This window comes from Allomesorhizobium camelthorni, assembly GCF_011045125.1.
Classification (GTDB): domain Bacteria; phylum Pseudomonadota; class Alphaproteobacteria; order Rhizobiales; family Rhizobiaceae; genus Allomesorhizobium; species Allomesorhizobium camelthorni.
In genome coordinates this window covers 40,584-60,706 of sequence record NZ_JAAKZF010000020.1, presented here as the reverse complement: position 1 = coordinate 60,706, position 20,123 = coordinate 40,584, and the positions used below count along the sequence as shown (strand labels likewise).

The window sequence follows — 20,123 nt, the reverse complement described above, 5'->3', positions numbered from 1 at the left end:
GCGGACGGCGATGCGGGCCTTTTCTTTGGCGCGCTGGTGGCTCAAGGCGAAAAGATCGACCAGTTCATCGCCTTGGCGAGCTTTTCCAGCGCGATCGATCCAAGCCTGGAATTTCCGGCGGCGTTGAGGCCGGGCGACCAGACTGCCATCGACGCAACGCCCGGAACGACGCCGAGGATGCCGCCGCCGACGCCGCTCTTGCCCGGAATGCCGACCCTGAATGCGAAGTCGCCTGATCCGTCATAATGGCCGCAAGTCAGCATCAGCGCGTTGATGCGCCTCGCCCGCTCGGCTGAGACAACCGAATGACCGGTCGCCGGATTGTGGCCATCGCAGGCCAGAAACCGGCCGGCCAACGCCAGTTGGCGGCACGTCATGGCGATGGCGCAGTGGTGGAAATAGACGCCGAGCGCGAGTTCGGCTGCATGGTCAAGATTGCCGAAGGAACGCATGTAATTGGCGAGCGCGAAGTTGCGGTGGCCGGTCGCCCGCTCTGACGCAGCGACCTCACGGTCGATGAACACCGTTTCATCGTCGGCCAGGAACTGCACGAAGCGCAGGATTTCGCCAATCGCCTCACGCGGCTGATGCCCCGCCAGCAGCACGTCCGAAACGACGATCGCGCCAGGATTGATGAACGGATTGCGCGGTATACCGTGCTCTTGCTCAAGCTGGACGATCGAATTGAACGGATTTCCCGAAGGCTCGCGCCCTACCCTTCGCCACAGCGCATCGCCGACTTTGCCGAGCGCCAAGGTCAGCGTGAACACCTTGGATATGCTTTGGATCGAAAACGCTTCGTCGGCATCGCCTGCGTAAAACACGCGTCCGTCCACCATGGCGACAGTCAGGCCGAATTTTCGTGGATCAACCTTGCCGAGTTGCGGAATGTAGGTTGCGACGTCACCGCGATCGGCGCGAGCGGCCATCTCGGCAGCGATATCCGGGAGCACGGCTTCGATTTCAGGCATTGGCGCTTCCGTCATGCGAGCCATCGGCCGATGCGATCCAGCGCTTCGGTCATATCGTCATGGCTTCCGGCATAGGAGAAGCGCATGAAGCGCTGGCCGGCGAGCGGATCGAAATCATGGCCCGGCGTTGCCGCGACATGCGCCTCCGCCAGCATCGCGCGGGCAAATTCCATGCTGTCATTGGTCAGCCGGGAAACGTCGCAATAGGCATAGAATGCCCCGTCCATCGGCGCTGCCAGAGCAAAGCCGAGTTCCGGGAGCCTTTGCATCAAGAGATCGCGGTTCCAGGCATAGCGCGCCTTGACCGCCTCCAGCTCGTCGGTTGCCCGGAACGCCTGCGCCGCGGCAATCTGCGACAGTTCGGGCGCGGAGATGTAGAGGCTCTGCTGGATGCGTTCGACCGGGCGGACGAGCTTTTCCGGCAGAACCATCCAGCCGATCCGCCAGCCGGTCATGCAATAGTATTTCGAGAATGAGTTGATGACGGTCACGTCGCCGCTGAAGGCGAGCGCCGTGGTATCGGGCGCCGAATAGGCCAGCCGGTGGTAAATCTCATCGGAAATCAATGCGATTCCAAGTTCCTCGGCCGTCCGGACGAGCACTTCGAGGTCGTCCGCCGGAATCACGGCTCCCGTCGGATTGGCCGGGCTGGCGAAAAGTGCCCCTTTGAGCGGCTTTTCGGCATGCGCCGCCCGAAGGTGCTCGGCGTGGAGATAGGCAGCGCCTTCGAGTTCGATCTCGACGACATCGAGGCCGAGCGCTTTCATGATGTTGCGGTAGGCCGGATAGCCGGGCGCGGCGATGGCGACGCGGTCGCCGGTGTCGAACATCGCCAGAAACGCCAGATTGAATGCTGCCGAGGATCCGGTGGTCACGGCAATCCGCGCCGCCGGCACTTCAAGCCCGTAATGTTCCTGATAGTGGGATGCTATGGCGCTGCGCAATTCGGCCGTGCCCAGCGCGTCTGTGTAGCCGATGCGGCCGTCGACCAGCGCGCTTGCCGCGGCCTCGCGGACCAGCGTCGGCGCCGGGTCCGACGGCTGCCCGACCGCCATTGAGATCACCGGCTTGCCGAGCGCCTTCAGCCGATTGGCTTCGGCGAGCACGTCCATCGCGTGGAAGGGCTCGACATCGCCGCGCCGGGAGAGTGAAACCGCCATGTTCCGCACTATTCCTTCATATGCGCCCCAGGCAACGCGCCGCACAAATGCCCGATTGATGTGGGGATCACAAGTTCATGAAATGCGGCGCTTCGACTTTTCATCCCACCATGGCTCGTTTACCAGTGGTTCCCGCTATGCACGCACGATTTCCGATCTTTGCAAAACTGGCCAAAACGACGCGAGCGCTGACAGCGGTGTCGCTTGCTCTCGCCGTGAGCGTGACAGCCTCAGGCAGCGCCTCGGCCCAGGCCAATCTGCCGGTCGTGCGCGATGCCGAAATCGAAGCGCTGGTCCGCGACTATGCGCGGCCGATCCTCAAGGTCTCCGGCCTTTCCAAATCCGGCATCGACATCATCCTGATCAACGACACCCGTTTCAACGCCTTCGTGGCCGGGCGGCGCATGTTCATCAATACCGGCGCGCTGCTGCAATCGGAGACCCCCAATGAGATCATCGGGGTCATAGCGCACGAGGCCGGCCACATAGCCGGCGGCCACCAGGAGCGCCTGCGCGAACAACTGGCTCGCGCCCAGACCATGGCGGTCGTGGCCGGACTGCTCGGCATCGGCGCGGTGGTTGCCGGCGCGGCCGCGAACTCCGGTGAACTCGCCCGGGCCGGCGGCGGCCTCGCAGTTGGCGGCGGCGAGATGGCGCGGCGCGGGCTGCTTGGCTACCAGCGCTCGGAGGAAACCACGGCCGACCGCTCGGCGATCACCTATCTCGAGGCGACGGGACAGTCGGCCAAGGGCATGCTGAAGACCTTCCAGCGCTTCCAGAATGCGCTGGCGCTTTCCGGGTCGCGCGTCGATCCCTATCAGGTCAGCCATCCTATGCCGCGCGAGCGCATCGCCAATCTCGAGCAACTGGCGAAGAACAGCCCCAATTACGACCGCGCGGATTCGTCGACGCTGCAGCAGCGCCACGACATGATGCGCGCTAAGATCGCCGTCTACACGCAGGGTCAGTCGGCGGCGGCGCGGCTGTTCCGCAAGAACCCGCAGGGCCTGCCGGCGCAGTATGGCGATGCGATGGCCACCTACATGTACGGCAATCCGCGATCGGCGCTCGGCAAGGCAGACGCGCTGATCAAGGCGCAGCCCAATAACCCGTATTTCCACGAATTGCGCGGCGACATACTGATGAAGGCCAACCGTCCGGCGGACGCGGTCGGCGCATACACCACCGCGGTGCGGCTGGACCCCGTCAAATCCGGCATCCTGCCGATTTCGCTTGGCCAGGCGCTGATCGCGGTCGGCGATCCGGCTTCGCTGAAGAAGGCGGTCGCCGAGATCAAGAAGGGACTTCAGCGGGACCGCGAGAACAGTTCTGGCTATCGCTACCTCGCGCAGGCCTATGGTCAGCTCGGCGAGATTCCGGAAGCGGAACTTGCGACCGCCGAAGGGCATTTCTATCGCGGCGCATACAAGGATGCGAAAATCTTCGCGGCCCGCGCCCAGCAGAGATTCAAGCGCGGCGCGCCAGGTTGGGTTCGCGCCCAGGACATTATTAACTACAAGATGCCGAGCAAAAAGAAATGAACTTTCAGCGCCGGTCGGACGACTGAACGGAAACTCCAGAGGAAACGAACATGAACAAGGCACTTTTGTTGGGAACAGCCGGCGTCGCCGTGGCTTTCGGGTTGCTGGCGGCGGGCTTCGTTGCCGGCAAGCCGCAAATCGCCAAGGCTGAAGATGCACCGCAGGTGGTGACGGTCGCCGCGGCCGAGACGCAACTCGACCGGAAGCAGGTCGAGACGATCGTGCGCGAATACCTCCTGTCGAACCCCGAATTGATGATCGAGGTGCAGCAGGCGCTCGAAACCAAGCAGCAGGAAGAGCAGCGCGTCGCCCACCTGCAGGTGATCAAGGAAGCCAAGGCCGAGATCTTCAACTCCGCCTATGACGGCGTCGTCGGCAATCCGAACGGCAAGGTCACGATCGTCGAGTTCTACGATTACAATTGCGCCTACTGCAAACGCGCTCAGGAAGACATGCTGGCGCTGACCGCGGCGGATCCGGAACTGCGCTTCGTGCTCAAGGAATTCCCCATCCTCGGCCCGGACTCTCAGAAGGCCCATGTCGTCTCGATGGCGTTCCGCGCGCTGGCGCCTGAAAAATACGGCGAGTTCCACAATGCGCTGCTCGGCGGAGCCGGCCGCGCCAGCGAAGACAGCGCGATCAAGATTGCATTGTCGCTCGGCGTCGATGAGGCCAGGCTGCGTGAGGAGATGAAGAACCCCGAGATCACCAAGGCGTTCTCCCAAACCTATGAACTCGCCAATCGCCTTGCGATCACCGGAACGCCGTCCTATGTCGTTGGCAACGAGGTCGTGTTCGGCGCGCTCGGCAAGGATGTCCTGACCGAGAAGATCGCGGCCGCCAAGACCTGCATCGAGGCCGCTACCTGCTAATCGGGCGGTTTCGACGCCCGCCGCTGTGGACAGAGAAAGAAGCTGCTTGCGCTCTTTTCGCGGCGCTCTATGCCCATTATAGAAGTCCCGGCGCGCCAGATGCCTTCTGGTGCGGCGAAAGGTGCATATATTGAAAACGATTTTCATCCTGAACGGTCCCAACCTCAACGCGCTCGGCAAGCGGGAACCCGGCATATATGGCGGAACGACGCTGGCCGGCATCGAGGAGGATTGCAGGAAGGCCGGCGCGGCATTGGGGCTGGAGATCGTTTTTCGCCAGTCAAACCATGAAGGCGATCTGGTCGACTGGATCCAGGAGGCAGGCGAGAAGGCGGCCGGCATCGTCATCAATGCAGGCGCCTATACCCACACCTCCATCGCCATACATGACGCGATCCGCTCGGTTTCGCCTTTGCCGGTCGCGGAAGTGCATCTTTCGAACATTCATGCCCGCGAGGCGTTTCGGCACACATCGATGATTGCGCCCGTCTCGACCGGCATGATCTGCGGCTTCGGTCCGCTAGGCTATACTCTGGCACTTCAGGCGCTGGCGGCGCGGCTGTGACAGACAGAACAGGAAAAGGTTCCGACATGTCGACAAAGAAGACCGGTGTTGACCAGCAGCTGATCCGCGATCTCGCCGGTATCCTGAACGACACGAATCTCACCGAGATCGAGGTCGAGCTGGACGATCTGAAGGTGCGCGTGTCGCGCCATGCGCAGGCCGTTCACAGCGTCCATGCGCCCGCGCCGGTCCTTCATCACGCGCCGGCCCCCGCGCCATCGGCGCCCGTGCAGGCCCCGGCCCCTGTCGCCGACCTGTCGAAGAACGCAGTGCCCTCGCCGATGGTTGGCACCGCCTATCTGGCCCCCTCGCCCGATGCAAAGCCGTTCATCGATGTGGGACAGCAAGTCAAGGAGGGCCAGACGCTGCTGATCATCGAGGCGATGAAGACGATGAACCAGATTCCCTCGCCGCGTTCGGGAACGGTGACCGCGATCCTTATCGAAGACGGCCAGCCGGTGGAATTCGGCATGCCGCTCGTAGTCATCGAGTAGCCCCGGGAAGCCGCACCTCATGTTCCAGAAAATCCTGATCGCCAATCGCGGTGAGATCGCCCTTCGGGTCCTGCGCGCGGCGAAGGAACTCGGCATCAAGACGGTCGTCGTCCACTCGACCGCCGATGCCGACGCCATGCATGTTCGCCTGGCCGACGAAAGCGTCTGCATCGGCCCGCCGCCCTCGCGCGACAGCTATCTCAACATCCATCAGATCGTCGCCGCCTGCGAGATCACCGGCGCGGATGCGGTGCATCCGGGCTACGGCTTCCTGTCCGAAAACGCCAAGTTCGCCGACATACTGGCCGCCCACAACATCACCTTTATCGGCCCGTCGGGCGACCATATCCGCGTCATGGGCGACAAGATCGAAGCCAAGCGCACCGCCAAGCGCCTCGGCATTCCGGTCGTCCCCGGCTCCGAGGGCGCGGTGTCCGATGAAGGCGAGGCCAAACGCATCGCCGCCGAAATCGGCTATCCCGTGATCATCAAGGCTTCGGCCGGCGGCGGCGGCCGCGGCATGAAGGTCGCGCGCACCGAACAAGATCTGATCCGGGCGCTGCAGACGGCCAGCAGCGAGGCCGGCGCTGCCTTCGGCAACAGCGAGGTCTATATCGAGAAGTTTCTCGAAAAACCGCGCCACATCGAGATTCAGGTTTTCGGCGACGGCGCAGGCAAGGGCATCCACCTCGGCGAGCGCGATTGTTCGCTGCAGCGCCGCCACCAGAAGGTCTGGGAAGAAGCGAATTCGCCAGCCCTCAACGAGGAGCAGCGCACCCGGATCGGCGAGACCTGCGCCAGGGCAATCGCCGATCTCGGCTATTCGGGCGCCGGCACGATCGAATTCCTCTATGAGGACGGCGAGTTCTACTTCATCGAGATGAACACCAGACTGCAGGTCGAGCATCCGGTGACGGAGGCGATCACCGGCATCGATCTGGTGCACGAGCAAATCCGGGTCGCGTCGGGCGGCGGGCTATCGGTGCGCCAGGACGAAGTGCGTTTCCTGGGCCATGCCATCGAGTGCCGCATCAATGCCGAGGATCCGCGCACATTCACCCCGTCGCCGGGCACGATCACGCATTTCCATACGCCGGGCGGCCTCGGCATCCGCGTCGATTCGGGCGTCTATTCCGGCTACCGAATTCCGCCCTATTACGACAGCCTGATCGGCAAGCTGATCGTGCATGGCCGCAACCGGGTGGAATGCATGATGCGGCTGCGTCGCGCCCTGGACGAATTCGTCGTGGACGGCATCAAGACCACGCTGCCGCTGTTCCGCGATCTCGTCGGCAATGCCGACATCGCCAATGGCGACTACGACATCCACTGGCTGGAAAAACACCTGGCGGAGACGGTATAATCGCGGTCGATGACCCGACCATACGCGCCCGGCTACCGCATCCCGACCGACCTGCTCCTGAAAGCCTATGCGTCGGGCGTGTTTCCGATGGCCGAGAGCGCGAGCGACCCGGAAGTCTTCTGGGTCAGGCCCGAAACGCGCGGCATCATTCCGCTGGACACGTTCCACATTCCTCGGAGCCTGCGCAAAACGATGCGCAGGGGTCGTTTCGAGATCCGCTTCGACTGCGCCTTCGCCGGCGTGATCGACGCCTGCGCCGAAGCCCGGGAAGAGCGCAAGTCGACCTGGATCAACCAGCCGATCCGTGAAGCCTATATCGGACTGTTCGAGCGAGGCCACTGCCATTCGGTCGAGGCGTGGCATGACCGGGAGCTTGTGGGCGGGCTCTACGGAGTGACGCTCGGCCGCGTCTTCTTCGGCGAAAGCATGTTCTCCAGGGAAGCCGACGCCTCCAAGGCTTGCCTCGTGCGGCTGGTCGAGCGCCTGCGCGAGCGCGGCTTTGTGCTCCTCGACACGCAGTTCACGACGGAGCATTTGAAACGCTTCGGGGCGATCGACGTGCCGCGCGGCAAATACGAGAGAATGCTGGAGGAAGCGCTGGAGGGCGAAGCGGTGTTTTATCCCTGACGGGACACTCGGAAAACGGCTGCCTCTGGTGAATCCCGGGCTTGCGCGGGGCCTAATTCGTCTTGGCCGCTTCAGGCGCAGGCACGTCCGACTTTTGCTTGCAGGCCTTCAGCCAGACGTCATAGACGGCGTGCTCGACCGCGTTCAGGCCGGGGCTCTCCGCGAACATCCAGCCGGTGAATATCCGCCTGATCTTGCGGTCCAGCGTAATCTCGTCGACCTCGACGAACGAATCGGTCTTGGGCTCTTCCGTGTCGGGCCGCGAATAGCAAACGCGCGGCGTCACCTGCAGCGCCCCGAACTGAACGGTCTCGTCGATATAGACGTCGAACGTGATGATACGGCCGGTGATCTTGTCGACGCCGGTGAACTCGGCGACAGGATTGTTGATGCGCTCGGCTGCCGCCGGCGAAAGCCAGGCAATAGCCATTACCGCAGACGCGGCAAGTGCGTATGCGGCGCGTTTTGCAAGCGGGATCAGGCTGGATTTGGTCATTCGGAAGTACCGGAATTTGCGGCCGTGATTCTGTCGCGCGCCGAGGCCCGTGACGACCAAGCGAGTAGCCGCCAATTGTGGCGAGAAAACACCACCGCTCGGTCCGGCCTCAACCGCCGGGCGTCCAGGCGTCGTAGTCGCCGGTAACTTGCGGGCGGTGGCCGCCGGACAAAAGTGAACCCTTCGGCCGATAAGCGGCGGCGCTGCCGGTCAGGTTGGGCAGATGCGGCTTCTGCCATTCGCGGGCGGCGTAATTCTCCTGCGACGGCGCAACGTCGACCCGGTGGTGAATCCAGCCATGCCAGCCGGGCGGGATCATGGATGCTTCGGCCTGATCGGCGTAGATGACCCAGCGACGCGTGCGGCCTTCCGAATCGGTGCCGCCTTCATAGTAGATGTTGCCGAATTCGTCGCGGCCGACCTCGGCGCCATGCCGCCATGTGTGGAAACGCGTTCCCAGGGTCTGGCCGTTCCACCAAGTGAAAAACTGCAGGAGGAATTTCTTCATCGAACTACCCTGTCGCCGCGCTTCGTGCACGCCCGCTTATGGCTTTCGGCGGCGATGATGGCAAGTGTTCCGCCGTCGCACCAGGTCCCGAAGCGATCAATCGAGCGCCTTTTCCAGAACCATGGCCGGTATGCCGGATTGCGGGCCGCCGCAATTGGCGGTCTCGCCTGCCTGGACGAAACCGTTGGCGCGGTAAAACGCCAGCGCAGAAGCGTTCTCTGCCTCCACTTCAAGACGGAGCATGCGCGCATCAGGAAAACTGTCCTCGATCTCATCCAGGAGCATCTTTCCGATGCCCGTCCCCTGAAAAGACGGACGCACGTAAAGCTGGTGCAGCATCACCAGCTTGGGATCTGTCGTGGCAGCCGCATAGGCCATGCCGCCGATCGTCTTGCCGTCGTCCGCGACCAGAAATTCCGAATTGGGCCGCCCCATTCGCGCCTTCAGCGAGGCTATCGAATGCCAGTCGTCGGTGATTTCCGTCACCCGCTTGACGCCATAGATCGCGTCGTAGGTGGCGTGCCAGGTCTCGACCAGAAGCGCCCGCACCGCGGCGAGATCGCGCTCGCTGGCGGTGCGCACGAACATTCCTATTCCTCGATCCCGAGCTTGGCTTTGACCAGGCCGTTCACCGCCTGCGGATTGGCCTTGCCGCCCGTCGCCTTCATAACCTGGCCGACAAACCAGCCGGCCATGCTCGGCTTGGCTCGTGCCTGTTCGGCCTTGTCCGGGTTCGCGGCGATCACCTCGTCCACCGCCTTTTCGATCGCGCCGGTGTCGGTCACCTGCTTCATGCCGCGGCTTTCGACCAGTTCGCGCGGGTCGCCGCCCTCGTTCCAGACGATCTCGAACAGATCCTTGGCGATCTTTCCCGAAATCGTGCCTTCCTTGATCAGGTCGATGACGGCTCCCAGCTGATCGGGAGAAACCGGCGCATCTTCAATGCCTTTGCCGGCCTTGTTCAACTGACCGAGAAGATCGTTGATGACCCAGTTGGCGGCGAGTTTGCCGTCGCGTCCGGCCGCCACCTTCTCGAAATAGTCGGCTATGGCCTTCTCGGAAATCAGAATGGAGGCGTCATAGACCGAGAGGCCGAGACTGGACACCAGCCGCGCCCGCTTGTCATCCGGTAGTTCCGGCAGTTCCGCGGCCAGTGCATCGATATAGGCCTGGTCGAATTCGAGCGGCAGAAGATCCGGGTCTGGGAAATAGCGATAGTCGTGCGCCTCTTCCTTCGAGCGCATGGAACGCGTCTCGCCTTTGCCCGGATCGAACAGCCGCGTCTCCTGGATAATCTCGCCGCCGTCTTCGAGGATAGCGATCTGGCGGCGCGCTTCGGATTCGATCGCCTGGCCGACGAAGCGGATGGAATTGACGTTCTTGATCTCGCAGCGCGTGCCGAATGCACCGCCCGGACGGCGCACCGAGACGTTGACGTCGGCGCGCATCGAGCCCTCGTCCATATTGCCGTCGCAGGTGCCGAGATAGCGCACGATCATGCGCAACTTGGTGAGGTACGCCCTGGCCTCGTCGGCGGAGCGCATGTCCGGCTTCGACACGATCTCCATCAGCGCGACGCCTGAGCGGTTGAGATCGACATAGGACATGGTCGGATGCTGGTCGTGCATCGACTTGCCGGCATCCTGCTCGAGATGCAGCCGCTCGATTCCGACCTCGATATCTTCGAAATTGCCCTCGCGATCAGGGCCGACGGAAACCGTCATGATGCCCTCGCCGACGATTGGCTGCTTGTACTGCGAGATCTGGTAGCCCTGCGGCAGGTCGGGGTAAAAATAGTTCTTCCGGTCGAAGACCGAGCGGTGGTTGATCTGCGCCTTCAGCCCGAGCCCGGTGCGGATCGCCTGCTTCACGCACTCCTCGTTGATGACCGGCAGCATGCCGGGCATCGCCGCATCGACCAGGCTGACATTGGCGTTGGGGGCCGCCCCGAACGCAGTCGATGCGCCGGAAAACAGCTTGGCCTGCGACGTCACCTGCGCGTGCACTTCCAGGCCGATGATGATCTCCCAATCGCCGGTAGCGCCGGAAATGAAGCGTTTCGGGTCGGGAGTGCGCGTGTCGATGATGGTCATGAAGGCCTGCGTCGGTAGGGTCGGGAATATCTACAGGATGTATATTCAGCGTCGGCATTCGCTAGTGCAAATGGCGGGGAGAGGCAAGCGTTGGGGGAATGGACTGGCGCTTTCAAAAGCCGCTCGTTATATGCGGAACATCCCGATGGAGTGTGGATGTCTACCTTCGCTCAGTCCCGTTGAAGCCCTGAGCTTCTAGAAGCCAGGGCGTGAAAACCGAAACCGCCGTGCCGCTCATGCGGCTGCGGCTTTTTGTGTTGGCCTATCGGCCAGGTTTTCCGGACTTCCACATCATGGACATATCGCGCAGCGAACAGCGCATTCTTCACCTGCTTGCGCAGGGCGGACGCATCGAAATCGAAAAGGACGACAGAAAACGCATAGAGGCGATCCAGTGCCTGACCCGCGACGGCTGGCAATATCCCGGATTCGATCTCGACCTGTTCAGGAAGCTGAAACGGAAGAAGGCAATCGCCTCTTCCGAGGGCGGACCGTACCGCATCACGCGGCGCGGCCTGCAGCTCGTCCGCTCCGAACTCGACAACAAGTGATCGGAAGGACGCCGCCGGCCCGGCAAATGGGTCGGCGGCGTCTGGCCAAGGTGTGTTTGAGAGTCAGGTCAGGCCGAGCCGGAATCGAAGATGGGCGCGCAGCGTCCAAAATGGTGGGTTTCGAGAACCGGAACGGAGCGGACATTCGGGTCCGTGAGTACCGGAAGAGCAAAAAACCACCATTTGCAGGTCGGCATCACCTGACTCTCAACACACCTCAGGCGGTGGCGATATAGGCACGTATCTCCGCCGCCTCGCGTTCCACATCCTCGATCCGGCGCTTGACCACGTCGCCGATGGAAACGATGCCGTTCAGCTTGCCGTCCTTCTCGACCGGCAGATGGCGGAAGCGTCCCTTGGTCATGATCTCCATGACCTCGTTGACCGTATGATGCTCGTTGCAGATCTTGACCTTCGGCGTCATCACCATGCGGACCGCATGGTCGAGCGCGGCGGCGCCGTCCTTGGCGATGCAGCGCACGATGTCGCGTTCGGAGAGAATGCCGACGATCTTGCCGTCGCCATTGGTGACCACCAGCGCGCCAATCCGGTGTTCGGCGAGAATTCGGATGGCTTCCGCCAGTTTCTCGTTGGGGCCAAACGTGAATACATCGTGGCCTTTCTGTTCGAGAATAGCCTTCACTGTCACGGCGCGTCCTCCTTGGCGTTGGCGGCGCATGGGCGCTGTGTCGCAGTGCCTTCGCTCCGCCCGTGCATCGTGCCCCTGTGCCCTTTCCATTTCAAGTACGAAGCGTTGCGGACTGGGCGTTACGGGTTACGCGGCGGTTGGCGGTCGAACAGGCGGACGCCGAAGAAACCCACCAGGAAGCCGCCGACATGCGCTTCCCATGCGATGCGGTCCTCGACGCCCGGCGCGAAGCCGACAAGGCCGGTGACCAGATTGATTGCCATCCAGATGACAAGGAATGTCAGCACACCGCGCATCCGCAGCACGAGCGATATGGGCAGCAGTTCGCCGGCAAAGGCCGCCTTTCCCGCCGCGCGGTCTATGCGGAAGCCGAACCGTGCTGCGGCCCCCATCATGCCCGATATGGCGCCGGACGCTCCCACAAGCGGCGATTGATCGAGCGGATGAAGCATATAGTGCAGCCCAACCGCCGCCAGCCCGGTGACGGCCCAGAACGCAGCGAAACGGGCCGCGCCGAGCCGGTTTGCCAGCGGCGAACCGAATGCCGCGAGCCAGATCATGTTGATGGCGAGGTGCGCGAAGTTTCCGTGCAGGAAGGCATAGGTGAAGGGGCTGGAGAACGCATAGATGTCGATGTCGAACTGGCCCGAGTAGCGGATCGGGATGAAGGCTGTCCGTACCAACAGCACCAGATCCTGCTCGAAGTCCAGCGCGTATATCCGCACCAGATGGACGATGGCGCAGATCGCAATAGCCGCAAGCACTATGCCGGGGAGATTGAACGCCGGTTCCCGGCGCTTCGGGGCGCCATCCTCTTCGTCTTCGCTAGGCTCGGGCGGCGATTGGCTCATGCTGCGTTTCCGGGGGATCTGAAACGCTCACTTAGGACAGAGCAGGCCGAATCACAAAAGAAAAGCCGCCCAGGGTTGCCCCTGGACGGCTGGTCGAGCCCCCTGCTCTCCCCAATGCTTTTGACCGAAAGTGCTGCCGATCACTGTGAAGCGACCGCTTCTGGAGTGATTTCAGCGTGCCACAGCCCGCCCGGACCGGCAATCTAAACCATTGGTTAACCTTAACGGCCCCGACCGGTTAACAACCGATAACCGTGCTGGCACGCAACCTGCTCCACCCCGCATGTAGGCCATCGAACAACGCCCTTCTGTTCGCCGATGGGACACCGGACAGCAGATCGCGCGGAGCGGAGAAGCATGAAACAGAACGGATCGATCAACCTGTTCCAATATTGGAACCGATTGCGCAACGGACGCCCGGCGCCGAAGCGGACCGAGATCGAACCGGCCGACATCAAGTCGCTGCTGGCCGACACCTTCATTCTGGAAAAGGATACGCGCGGCGAAGCCGTCTTCCGGCTCGCCGGCACCCGTTTGTGCGCCGTCTATGGCCGCGAGCTGAAAGGTTTTTCGTTTCCTTCGCTGTGGCGCGCTTCGGACCAGCGGCTCATCGCAAAGCTGGCCCACGGCGTGTTCCAGTCCAAATCCGTCGTCGTGATGGCCTTTGAAGGGCACAGCCGCAACGGGCGCTCGACTTCATTCGAGCTGCTGCTTCTGCCGCTCGACGGCGGCGTAGAAAGCCCACGCTCGCTTGGCGTCATCTCGGCGGCCGGCAGGCCGTTCTGGCTGGGCGCGGATCCCGTCGTCGACGCCGTGCTCGAATCGGTGCGGGTGGTCGACCCCGACCTCGAACCGATGTATCTCAAGAACCGGCCGGCGGTCACCGTACCATCGCTCGAGCCGAGCTACGGCGCCCTGTCCGGCTCGGAACCCTCGCTCGGTTCGGCGCGGCGTATCCGGCACCTCCTGGTGCTCCCCGGCGGACGCAACGAATAGCGGGATTTCTACCTCCAGTATGGGTCCAGCTTACCCGTTATTAACCTATTTTGTTGTATTTTAAGGCCATATTTCCTGAATAAGCGCGAATGAGAATTCGAGCGGGATTGAGGCAGTGATGAGGTTAGCGGCCATCGACTACCCGCCATCCAGGGCGGAGAGGCGCAATTTTCAGCGCGTCCGCGTCAAAATCTATGGCCGTTACATGCTCGAGGACCGCACCGAGCACCCGTGCCAGGTTCTGGACATGTCGCCCGGTAATGTTTCGCTTCGCTGCGAACGTGCAGGCAGGCCCGGCGAGAAGATCATCGCCTATATCGACCATATCGGCCGCGTCGAAGGCGTGCTGACGCGCACGCTGCAGGACGGCTTCGCCATGACGGTGATCGCGTCCGACCGCAAGAAGGACAAGCTTGCAGCGCAGCTGACCTGGCTCGCCAACAAGCACGAGCTTGACCTGCCCGAGGACCGCCGCCACGAGCGCGTGGCGCCGCGCAATCCGCTCAGCTCATTGCATCTGACGGACGGCCGCCAATATCCGTGCCGGATCATCGACCTGTCGCTTTCCGGCGCCGCAATCGAAATCGAGGTGAAGCCGGCGCTTGGCATTCAGGTCATTCTCGGCACGATGCGCGGACAGGTCGTGCGACACTTCGAAGATGGCATCGCGATCGAATTCGCCGTCATCCAAAGGCCCGAGACGCTCGACTCCGAATTCAATGCGCCGCGCGGCGGTTGAACCAGGTACGCAATTTGTTGAGTTGAAGGCCGGCCTGTTGGCCGGCTTTTCACAGTCCGGGCCGCATCCCGTCACGTCGAGGACGCGCTGGGGTTTGGTCGCAAGGGAGCCTGGAGAACGGGCGTGAGTGAGGCGCGCCCTCGAAGAGACCCCACTTGAGGTGGGCTTTGAAGGAGACGACCGCCAGGAACCAGCCCTGGCCGGGTGTGAATGATCCTCAAGCGCTCTTTGGTCTCTTTTGGGACGTGTTCAGCGCCACGGCTGCGCGAATGAGCGCCTTCAACGCCTCTTCATCGATCTTGTCGCCCTCATGGATATCGATGGCGCGGCGGGTAGCGCCTTCGAGGCTGGAGTTGAAGAGGTTTTTGGGGTCCTCCAGCGAGGCTCCCTTGGCGAAGGTCAACTTCACCTTATCCTTGTACGTCTCGCCGGTGCAGATGATGCCGTCGTGCTCCCACACCGGAACCCCCAACATGTTCGACGGCTTTCTCCATTTCACCTCCTCGACCACTTCGGGATCGGCCTCTCTGATGAGAGTTCGGACCCGAGCGAGCGTCTCCCCCCGCCAATCGCCTAGCTCCTTGATTCGCGCGTCTATTAGATGGGAGGGGGAGGCTACTCCGTTCGCTTCGTTTGAGGCGGTCTTCTTCATGGGCTTGGTTGTTGAGACCATCGCGTCCACTCCAATTGATCAATCTTCGACCTAGTGAAATATCTACACCGAACCAGGCCGATCGCCTGGTAAGTCGGGTTGTCGCACGAACACGCCTTCCTCGAAGTTTTTCTCGTATGCCACGCCAATTGGCTCATCGACGAGATGCACCCAGGAATCATCTTTGTTGAGCACCGCTCCTAGGGCGACATACGCGATCTTGCGCTCTGCTAGCTTTTCCTCCTCCGTGACGCCGCGCATATCTCCCCGTACGCGCCACCCACTGTCTGGGAATTGGTCACGCTCCTGCATGGAGTTGGGCTCTTCTCGATAGATATATTGAACGGGCAAGTCGCCATCGAGAACCGCTTGATCAACCCAGCACCGTTCCCAGAACTCTCGTTTTTGCTCCAAAGGAATGGTCGCTTCTTTGTCTGAGTTTTCAAAGGCGACGTCGATGACGTGCGTTCGAGGCGCGCGGATAATCGCACGTCGAGTCAGCCCGGGCATGTCGTCCGGCTGCGATTCAAGTGTCCCCTCCAGCCAGTCCAGCCCCGCCGACGAAACCTTAATCCACATTCTTTCGGCATCCCACTTGGCGCTCGGAGGAACTGCGCGAATGGTGACTTTCACAAGATCACCCTTGCCGATGGCATCAAGGCGCGCCGGTGTCGGGAGGAAGTAGGTGTATTTGGCCAAGGCTGCGACGGGCCTTGGGTCGACTATATCGTACGGTTCGGGCACAGTTTGATCCTCGATCTTCGCGCTATTATCGACTCTTTCTGTTGCGCCAGGCAACGTCCGCTCTTGGCGCTCCCGTAAATCGCGCCTGATTGCACTCGAACCTCGCACCGCTCCCGGGCCGCAAATTCTCTATGCCGCTGAGAAACCCTTCTCCCTCTCGACAGTTTTGCAACTGAGATCGTACGAGCTAGAAGCATCGGGTTGACGAAGCGTTTGTTGAACATCATCGGCGCCGCCACAAGCGCCGGCGCCTATTCGCCGGGGCAGGAACAAGCTCCCGCTGCCTTTCGGCGAGATGGGCTTGCAGAGGCGCTGGCGAGCCGAGGCAGAACCGTCAGGGATCATGGCGATGTTGCATCCTTCCGATGGCGACCGGATATTTCGCGGCTGCAGGCCATGAATCTGGAGGCCGTGCGCCACGCCTGCGACCTGGTCGCAAGCCACGTGGCGACGGCGATCTCAGCGGAGGAAGACGTGCTTGTCCTTGGCGGCGATTGCACCGTGGAGTTGGGAACGGTCGCCGGAGCGAATGCGGCCGGCGCACGGATCGGGCTCGTCTACATGGACCTCGACGCCGATCTCAACACGCCTGACACGAGCGACGGCGCGCTGGACTGGACTGGCGTTGCTCATCTGCTCGACCTTCCCGGATGCGAGCCTTCGCTCGCCGGGCTCGGCCCGACCCGTCCAATGCTTGCGCCTCGGCAGCTCCTCTATTTCGCCGTCGAGAATATCACTCCGCCGGAAGCCGCCGCTATCAGGGATCACGCGATCGAGGTCATATCGCGTGAGGAAGCCTTGAGCGACATCGAGGCTGCAGCAGCGCGTGCGGCCGAGTGGGCGGCGCGCTTTGACTGTGTGCTCATTCACTTCGACGTCGACGTACTTTCTTTCATCGATTTTCCGATCGCCGAGAATGTGCGCCGCTGCGACGGTCTCAAACTGGAGCAAGCCGCCTTCGCCCTGAAGCAGTTGACCGCCCTGCCCCAATGGCGCTGCTTGACCATCACGGAGATCAATCCGGCCCATGCGCCGGACGAGTCGGCCGCGTTCGCCCGCTTGAACCAGGTGCTTGCAGACGCCCTTGGGTAACGACGGCGACCGGTTCAGCAGCCGAATGGACCGGGTTGACTTCAAGTACGCGTAAGGATATACTTACGCGTTAATGATGACGACTTACTCAACGAATGGCTGGGCGGCACTGGCCGATCCGACCCGGCGGGCGATCTTCGAGCGGGTGATCGAGCAGCCCAGCGCGGTCGGCGAGCTGGCCAGTGACCTGCCCGTCAGCCGGCCGGCGGTCTCCCAGCATCTGAAGGTGCTGAAGGACGCCGGCCTCGTCGTCGACAAACGAGCCGGCAAGCAGCGCATATATCAGGTCGACCCCGACGGGCTGGCAGCGCTTCGGGCTGAACTCGACCGTTTCTGGACCAAGACGCTCGCGGCCTACAAGACGGTCGTCGAGCAACCGACGAAAGGAGATCCGATGAGCATCCAAGCAGCAGATACGTCCGTGCGTACGTCGATCGTCGTCGAAGCGCCGATCTCGCGCGCATTCAAGGTCTTCACCGAGGACTTCGGCAGCTTCAAGCCGTCCGAGCACAATTTGCTCAAGGTCGAGATCGCCGAGACCGTATTCGAGCCGAAGGTCGGCGGTTTTCTCTACGACCGCGGGGTTGACGGGAGCGTATGCCGCTGGGCGCGGGTGCTGGCCTACGAGCCGCCCAGCCGGGTGCTGCTGAGCTGGGACATCAGCCCGCGATGGCAGATCGAGGACGACCCGCAGAAAACGAGCGAGTGGGAAGTACGCTTCATCGCCGAAACCCCGCAACGCACGCGGGTCGAGATCGAGCACCGCAATCTCGATCGCCATGGCGAGGGCTGGCAAAGCGTCCGCGACGGCGTGGCCGCCGATCAGGGCTGGCCGCTCTACCTGCAGCGCTACGCCGATCGGATGGCCAAAGAGCGCTGAAGTTTGCGATCACGCTTATGACGCCTTGGGTAATTTCGAGATACATCTCACAGCCGCTCGCCGGGCAACGCGGCGGCTTGCTTCACCCAATCGGCGAACTGGGTTTCGTCAAGCTGGTCCTCATAAATGTCGAGGTAGCGCACTTCCGGGTGCTTGGACTTGCCGGGCGGGACAGGATTGAGCGACGTGCCGCGGAAGAAAGTCACTTTGACGTAGCGGGCGAAGACGTGGAACGACAGGAACCAGACGCCGTCCTCGACGCCGTAGAAGGGCGAGTTCCATTTGACCGCCTTGCGCACGCCGGGCACGGTACGCTCGATAATCGCGTCGAGGCGGCGCCCGACGTCGCTTTTCCAGCCCGGCATGGCCGCGATGTAGGCCTGCACGGGGGCGTCGCCGTAACCCTTCGGAATCTGCGGGTTGCCGCCTGAGAGGAGGACCGGCTTTGCAGAGGCCGGCCTGGCGGCGGCTTTCTTCGTCACCTTTGTCGGCGCCCCGGACCTCTTGCCAGCCATCGTACTCACCCTGTGCGACTGCACGTCGCCCGCCGCGCCACTTCGCGGCATAGGGCAGCACGAACATGTACAGTCCGGTGAACAACTGCAGGAAGAGCGGCGGCAGCGGCGAGTAGACTATCCAGGCCGGAGGCTCGCCCAATCCCATGGCGACGAAATTGGCGACGACGGCCACTGTAAAGACGATCGACGTCCACCGGTGAATCTGTCGAATCCATACGTTCCAGTTCATCGATATCTCCTTCGTAGACGCGCTTACCGGCGCGCAATCGTGTTGATCTGGACCAGGTTGCCGCAGATGTCGTTCAGCTGGGCGATGGTCACACCGGGCATGACCTCGGTCGGCGGCATGGCGAACTCGGCGCCGCGCGACTTGATGCGCTCGTATTCGGCCTCGACATCCTCGCTATGGACCATGATCGCGGGCTGCCCCTGCTGGAACATGGCTTGCTGGTAGGCCTTGGCCGCCGGGTTGTCGTTGAGCGCCAGCTGCAGCTCGGTTCCGTCCGGGTCGTCGGGCGAGGCCACGGTCAGCCAGCGATACGGCCCATTGCTGAAATCGGCCTTCTTGGTGAAGCCCAGCACGTCGGTGTAGAAGTGCAAAGCCTTGTCCTGATCGTCCACATACACACTGGTCAACTTGATCTTCATTTGTAGCCTCCGTTGTAACGTCGCAGTATGCCGCTCTGCAGCGCGTCTAGCCTTGAATTGTGCCGCAGACTTTAGTCTGTCCGCGCCAAGACCTCTTCCAGTTTCGCAAAGAACTGCTGCCAACCCGCTTTTGCGCCCCCGTAGGCCTGCTTCTGATCCGGCCGGAAGCCCGACTGCTCCATGCGCAGGTGAGTCCCCGTGCTCGTTGGGGTGAGCGTAAAGATCACCACACTCTTCAGGTTGTAGGCCGCATCGTCGTGCGCAAAATTCCAAGTGTAGGACAGCGTTCTGTACGGCTCGACGGCGAGTACCTCGCAGTCCAGCACGCCGCCCCAGTCTCCGCGAAGATTGAAGCGATGGCCCACGGCTGGCCTGAAATCGTTCTTCATAAGCCACTCCTCGATCAGGTGCGGTTGCGTGAGCGCGCGCCAGATCTTTTCCGGCGGATGAGGTATCTTCCGTTCGATGACGACGGAGCGCGTTTCGCTCGACGTTTGGTTCATTGGTCCATCCTTTTGAGCAGGTCTTCGAGATCGTCGAACCGGCTCTCCCAGAATCCGGCCATCTGGCTTGTCCAGTCGATCAGCGGGGCAAGCGCGCCGAGCTGGGCGCTGTAGTGCGTCTGGCGGCCTTCGTGGCGGTCGCGTACCAGTCCGGCCTGCTTCAGGACTCCAAGATGCTTTGAGACGGCCGGTTGCGAGACCCCGGCCTGAGCCGTCAGCGCCCCGACCGTCTGCTCGCCCTCACGGCACAATCGCTCGAAGATCGCCCGCCGGGTCGGATCGGCGAGCGTTCTGAAGAGCACATCGTGAGCGTTCGGCATCTTTATATATAACCCGCTGGCTATGATTGACGTATAGCCATTGAGATATGAGTTAGTCAAGCGTGGTCCCAATCGGGCCTCGTCAGGGGCCAATATCCCGCCGCGAGAGCAGTGCACTTCATTGAATCGAGTTCGAACCCCGGCTGAGATGCGCCAGCTTTCATTCAAATTTGAATCGAATTTTGTTATTGTTCGAGTTTAATTTTATTACTTTGTGCTATTAATTCGATCTGGTTTTTACTCAACATCTACTTCGCGCTTTTGCGTCAAATAAATCGTCCTATGGCATT

General features: G+C 62.0%; 24 protein-coding genes and 2 pseudogenes. 11 read left to right on the top strand and 15 right to left on the bottom strand.

The genetic code is table 11. From position 1 onward, the window contains the following. Positions 1-41: 41 nt before the first annotated feature. Both G6N73_RS16030 and G6N73_RS16025 read right to left on the bottom strand, forming a co-directional pair. A complete protein-coding gene (locus G6N73_RS16030; RefSeq protein WP_165029283.1) occupies positions 42-971 on the bottom strand; it encodes a glutaminase in 930 nt (309 codons plus the stop codon). Between the two features lie 11 nt (positions 972-982). Beyond that, complete coding sequence (locus G6N73_RS16025; protein WP_165029281.1) at positions 983-2,131, bottom strand: pyridoxal phosphate-dependent aminotransferase; 1,149 nt, start codon at positions 2,129-2,131, stop codon at positions 983-985. Between the two features lie 137 nt (positions 2,132-2,268). Between G6N73_RS16025 and G6N73_RS16020 the strand changes: the two genes are divergently transcribed. The 6 genes from G6N73_RS16020 (at position 2,269) to aat (ending at position 7,593) form a co-directional block, all read left to right on the top strand. Next, positions 2,269-3,672, top strand: a complete 1,404-nt coding sequence (locus G6N73_RS16020) for a M48 family metalloprotease (protein ID WP_165029279.1) — start codon at positions 2,269-2,271, stop codon at positions 3,670-3,672. Between the two features lie 50 nt (positions 3,673-3,722). Next, positions 3,723-4,544: a DsbA family protein gene (locus G6N73_RS16015; RefSeq protein ID WP_165029277.1), complete on the top strand. Its 822-nt coding sequence runs from the start codon at positions 3,723-3,725 to the stop codon at positions 4,542-4,544. Between the two features lie 130 nt (positions 4,545-4,674). After that, on the top strand, positions 4,675-5,109 hold the full coding sequence (aroQ, locus tag G6N73_RS16010) for a type II 3-dehydroquinate dehydratase (protein ID WP_008838042.1): 435 nt from the start codon (positions 4,675-4,677) through the stop codon (positions 5,107-5,109). A gap of 26 nt (positions 5,110-5,135) precedes the next feature. Beyond that, positions 5,136-5,603 (top strand): acetyl-CoA carboxylase biotin carboxyl carrier protein, encoded by a 468-nt coding sequence (gene accB / locus G6N73_RS16005; protein ID WP_165029275.1) that lies wholly within the window; start codon positions 5,136-5,138, stop codon positions 5,601-5,603. A gap of 19 nt (positions 5,604-5,622) precedes the next feature. Beyond that, the gene (gene accC / locus G6N73_RS16000; protein ID WP_165029273.1) at positions 5,623-6,966 is read left to right on the top strand and encodes an acetyl-CoA carboxylase biotin carboxylase subunit; all 1,344 of its coding nucleotides are present in this window, start codon (positions 5,623-5,625) and stop codon (positions 6,964-6,966) included. Between the two features lie 9 nt (positions 6,967-6,975). Beyond that, a complete protein-coding gene (gene aat, locus G6N73_RS15995) occupies positions 6,976-7,593 on the top strand; it encodes a leucyl/phenylalanyl-tRNA--protein transferase (RefSeq protein ID WP_165029270.1) in 618 nt (205 codons plus the stop codon). A 52-nt stretch (positions 7,594-7,645) separates the two neighbouring features. Here aat and G6N73_RS15990 read toward each other — a convergent pair whose 3' ends face one another. From G6N73_RS15990 to gatB, 4 genes are all read right to left on the bottom strand, one after another. After that, positions 7,646-8,089, bottom strand: a complete 444-nt coding sequence (locus G6N73_RS15990) for a DUF2155 domain-containing protein (RefSeq protein ID WP_246252097.1) — start codon at positions 8,087-8,089, stop codon at positions 7,646-7,648. Positions 8,090-8,198: 109 nt separating this feature from the next. Next, positions 8,199-8,597: an NADH:ubiquinone oxidoreductase subunit NDUFA12 gene (locus G6N73_RS15985; protein WP_165029266.1), complete on the bottom strand. Its 399-nt coding sequence runs from the start codon at positions 8,595-8,597 to the stop codon at positions 8,199-8,201. A gap of 96 nt (positions 8,598-8,693) precedes the next feature. Then, positions 8,694-9,185, bottom strand: a complete 492-nt coding sequence (locus tag G6N73_RS15980; RefSeq protein ID WP_165029264.1) for a GNAT family N-acetyltransferase — start codon at positions 9,183-9,185, stop codon at positions 8,694-8,696. Between the two features lie 2 nt (positions 9,186-9,187). Next, a complete protein-coding gene (gatB, locus tag G6N73_RS15975) occupies positions 9,188-10,690 on the bottom strand; it encodes an Asp-tRNA(Asn)/Glu-tRNA(Gln) amidotransferase subunit GatB (RefSeq protein WP_165029262.1) in 1,503 nt (500 codons plus the stop codon). Positions 10,691-10,983: 293 nt separating this feature from the next. Here gatB and G6N73_RS15970 point away from each other — a divergent pair, with 293 nt between their 5' ends. Continuing rightward, positions 10,984-11,241: a YjhX family toxin gene (locus G6N73_RS15970; RefSeq protein ID WP_165029316.1), complete on the top strand. Its 258-nt coding sequence runs from the start codon at positions 10,984-10,986 to the stop codon at positions 11,239-11,241. 217 nt (positions 11,242-11,458) lie between these two features. Here the strand turns inward: G6N73_RS15970 and G6N73_RS15965 are convergent, their stop codons facing one another. Then, the gene (locus G6N73_RS15965) at positions 11,459-11,890 is read right to left on the bottom strand and encodes a CBS domain-containing protein (RefSeq protein WP_165029260.1); all 432 of its coding nucleotides are present in this window, start codon (positions 11,888-11,890) and stop codon (positions 11,459-11,461) included. A 119-nt stretch (positions 11,891-12,009) separates the two neighbouring features. Then, a complete protein-coding gene (locus G6N73_RS15960; protein ID WP_165029258.1) occupies positions 12,010-12,741 on the bottom strand; it encodes a rhomboid family intramembrane serine protease in 732 nt (243 codons plus the stop codon). A gap of 357 nt (positions 12,742-13,098) precedes the next feature. On the opposite strand from G6N73_RS15960, the gene G6N73_RS15955 reads away from it, so the two are divergent. Both G6N73_RS15955 and G6N73_RS15950 read left to right on the top strand, forming a co-directional pair. Further along, a complete protein-coding gene (locus tag G6N73_RS15955) occupies positions 13,099-13,737 on the top strand; it encodes a PAS domain-containing protein (RefSeq protein WP_165029256.1) in 639 nt (212 codons plus the stop codon). Positions 13,738-13,855: 118 nt separating this feature from the next. Further along, positions 13,856-14,476, top strand: coding sequence for a PilZ domain-containing protein (locus G6N73_RS15950; RefSeq protein ID WP_165029254.1), 621 nt, complete (start codon positions 13,856-13,858; stop codon positions 14,474-14,476). A gap of 217 nt (positions 14,477-14,693) precedes the next feature. On the opposite strand, the gene G6N73_RS15945 is transcribed toward G6N73_RS15950, so the two are convergent. Both G6N73_RS15945 and G6N73_RS15940 read right to left on the bottom strand, forming a co-directional pair. Next, positions 14,694-15,149 carry a DUF1801 domain-containing protein gene (locus tag G6N73_RS15945; protein ID WP_165029252.1) on the bottom strand — a complete coding sequence of 152 codons (456 nt, stop codon included), beginning with the start codon at positions 15,147-15,149 and terminating at the stop codon, positions 14,694-14,696. Between the two features lie 42 nt (positions 15,150-15,191). After that, complete coding sequence (locus tag G6N73_RS15940; protein WP_165029250.1) at positions 15,192-15,827, bottom strand: immunity protein Imm33 domain-containing protein; 636 nt, start codon at positions 15,825-15,827, stop codon at positions 15,192-15,194. A 261-nt stretch (positions 15,828-16,088) separates the two neighbouring features. Between G6N73_RS15940 and G6N73_RS15935 the strand changes: the two genes are divergently transcribed. Both G6N73_RS15935 and G6N73_RS36335 read left to right on the top strand, forming a co-directional pair. Further along, positions 16,089-16,964, top strand: a complete 876-nt coding sequence (locus tag G6N73_RS15935) for an arginase family protein (protein WP_165029248.1) — start codon at positions 16,089-16,091, stop codon at positions 16,962-16,964. 76 nt (positions 16,965-17,040) lie between these two features. Next, positions 17,041-17,337: pseudogene (locus G6N73_RS36335) on the top strand (ArsR/SmtB family transcription factor); the annotation flags it as partial. A gap of 554 nt (positions 17,338-17,891) precedes the next feature. On the opposite strand, the gene G6N73_RS15925 reads toward G6N73_RS36335, so the two are convergent. From G6N73_RS15925 to G6N73_RS15905, 5 genes and pseudogenes are all read right to left on the bottom strand, one after another. After that, positions 17,892-18,359 carry a DUF1801 domain-containing protein gene (locus G6N73_RS15925; RefSeq protein WP_165029244.1) on the bottom strand — a complete coding sequence of 156 codons (468 nt, stop codon included), beginning with the start codon at positions 18,357-18,359 and terminating at the stop codon, positions 17,892-17,894. 19 nt (positions 18,360-18,378) lie between these two features. After that, positions 18,379-18,591: pseudogene (locus G6N73_RS36890) on the bottom strand (hypothetical protein); the annotation flags it as partial. Positions 18,592-18,614: 23 nt separating this feature from the next. Next, positions 18,615-19,010, bottom strand: coding sequence for a VOC family protein (locus tag G6N73_RS15915; RefSeq protein ID WP_165029242.1), 396 nt, complete (start codon positions 19,008-19,010; stop codon positions 18,615-18,617). 71 nt (positions 19,011-19,081) lie between these two features. Further along, a complete protein-coding gene (locus G6N73_RS15910) occupies positions 19,082-19,513 on the bottom strand; it encodes an SRPBCC family protein (RefSeq protein ID WP_165029240.1) in 432 nt (143 codons plus the stop codon). Next, positions 19,510-19,833, bottom strand: coding sequence for an ArsR/SmtB family transcription factor (locus tag G6N73_RS15905; protein ID WP_165029238.1), 324 nt, complete (start codon positions 19,831-19,833; stop codon positions 19,510-19,512). Before G6N73_RS15905 ends, G6N73_RS15910 begins: the two co-directional genes overlap by 4 nt. Positions 19,834-20,123 lie beyond the last annotated feature (290 nt).

Coding starts and splice junctions, on each gene's coding strand:
- G6N73_RS16015 (WP_165029277.1), top strand. CDS start 3,723: ATGAACAAGGCACTTTTGTTGGGAACAGCCGGCGTCGCCGTGGCTTTC.
- G6N73_RS16020 (WP_165029279.1), top strand. CDS start 2,269: ATGCACGCACGATTTCCGATCTTTGCAAAACTGGCCAAAACGACGCGA.
- aat (WP_165029270.1), top strand. CDS start 6,976: ATGACCCGACCATACGCGCCCGGCTACCGCATCCCGACCGACCTGCTC.
- accC (WP_165029273.1), top strand. CDS start 5,623: ATGTTCCAGAAAATCCTGATCGCCAATCGCGGTGAGATCGCCCTTCGG.
- G6N73_RS15910 (WP_165029240.1), bottom strand. CDS start 19,513: ATGAACCAAACGTCGAGCGAAACGCGCTCCGTCGTCATCGAACGGAAG.
- gatB (WP_165029262.1), bottom strand. CDS start 10,690: ATGACCATCATCGACACGCGCACTCCCGACCCGAAACGCTTCATTTCC.
- G6N73_RS15905 (WP_165029238.1), bottom strand. CDS start 19,833: ATGCCGAACGCTCACGATGTGCTCTTCAGAACGCTCGCCGATCCGACC.
- G6N73_RS15990 (WP_246252097.1), bottom strand. CDS start 8,089: ATGACCAAATCCAGCCTGATCCCGCTTGCAAAACGCGCCGCATACGCA.
- G6N73_RS16030 (WP_165029283.1), bottom strand. CDS start 971: ATGCCTGAAATCGAAGCCGTGCTCCCGGATATCGCTGCCGAGATGGCC.
- G6N73_RS15980 (WP_165029264.1), bottom strand. CDS start 9,185: ATGTTCGTGCGCACCGCCAGCGAGCGCGATCTCGCCGCGGTGCGGGCG.
- G6N73_RS15970 (WP_165029316.1), top strand. CDS start 10,984: ATGGACATATCGCGCAGCGAACAGCGCATTCTTCACCTGCTTGCGCAG.
- G6N73_RS15915 (WP_165029242.1), bottom strand. CDS start 19,010: ATGAAGATCAAGTTGACCAGTGTGTATGTGGACGATCAGGACAAGGCT.
- G6N73_RS15960 (WP_165029258.1), bottom strand. CDS start 12,741: ATGAGCCAATCGCCGCCCGAGCCTAGCGAAGACGAAGAGGATGGCGCC.
- G6N73_RS16025 (WP_165029281.1), bottom strand. CDS start 2,131: ATGGCGGTTTCACTCTCCCGGCGCGGCGATGTCGAGCCCTTCCACGCG.
- G6N73_RS15945 (WP_165029252.1), bottom strand. CDS start 15,149: ATGGTCTCAACAACCAAGCCCATGAAGAAGACCGCCTCAAACGAAGCG.
- G6N73_RS15950 (WP_165029254.1), top strand. CDS start 13,856: ATGAGGTTAGCGGCCATCGACTACCCGCCATCCAGGGCGGAGAGGCGC.
- G6N73_RS15985 (WP_165029266.1), bottom strand. CDS start 8,597: ATGAAGAAATTCCTCCTGCAGTTTTTCACTTGGTGGAACGGCCAGACC.
- accB (WP_165029275.1), top strand. CDS start 5,136: ATGTCGACAAAGAAGACCGGTGTTGACCAGCAGCTGATCCGCGATCTC.
- G6N73_RS15955 (WP_165029256.1), top strand. CDS start 13,099: ATGAAACAGAACGGATCGATCAACCTGTTCCAATATTGGAACCGATTG.
- G6N73_RS15925 (WP_165029244.1), bottom strand. CDS start 18,359: ATGGCTGGCAAGAGGTCCGGGGCGCCGACAAAGGTGACGAAGAAAGCC.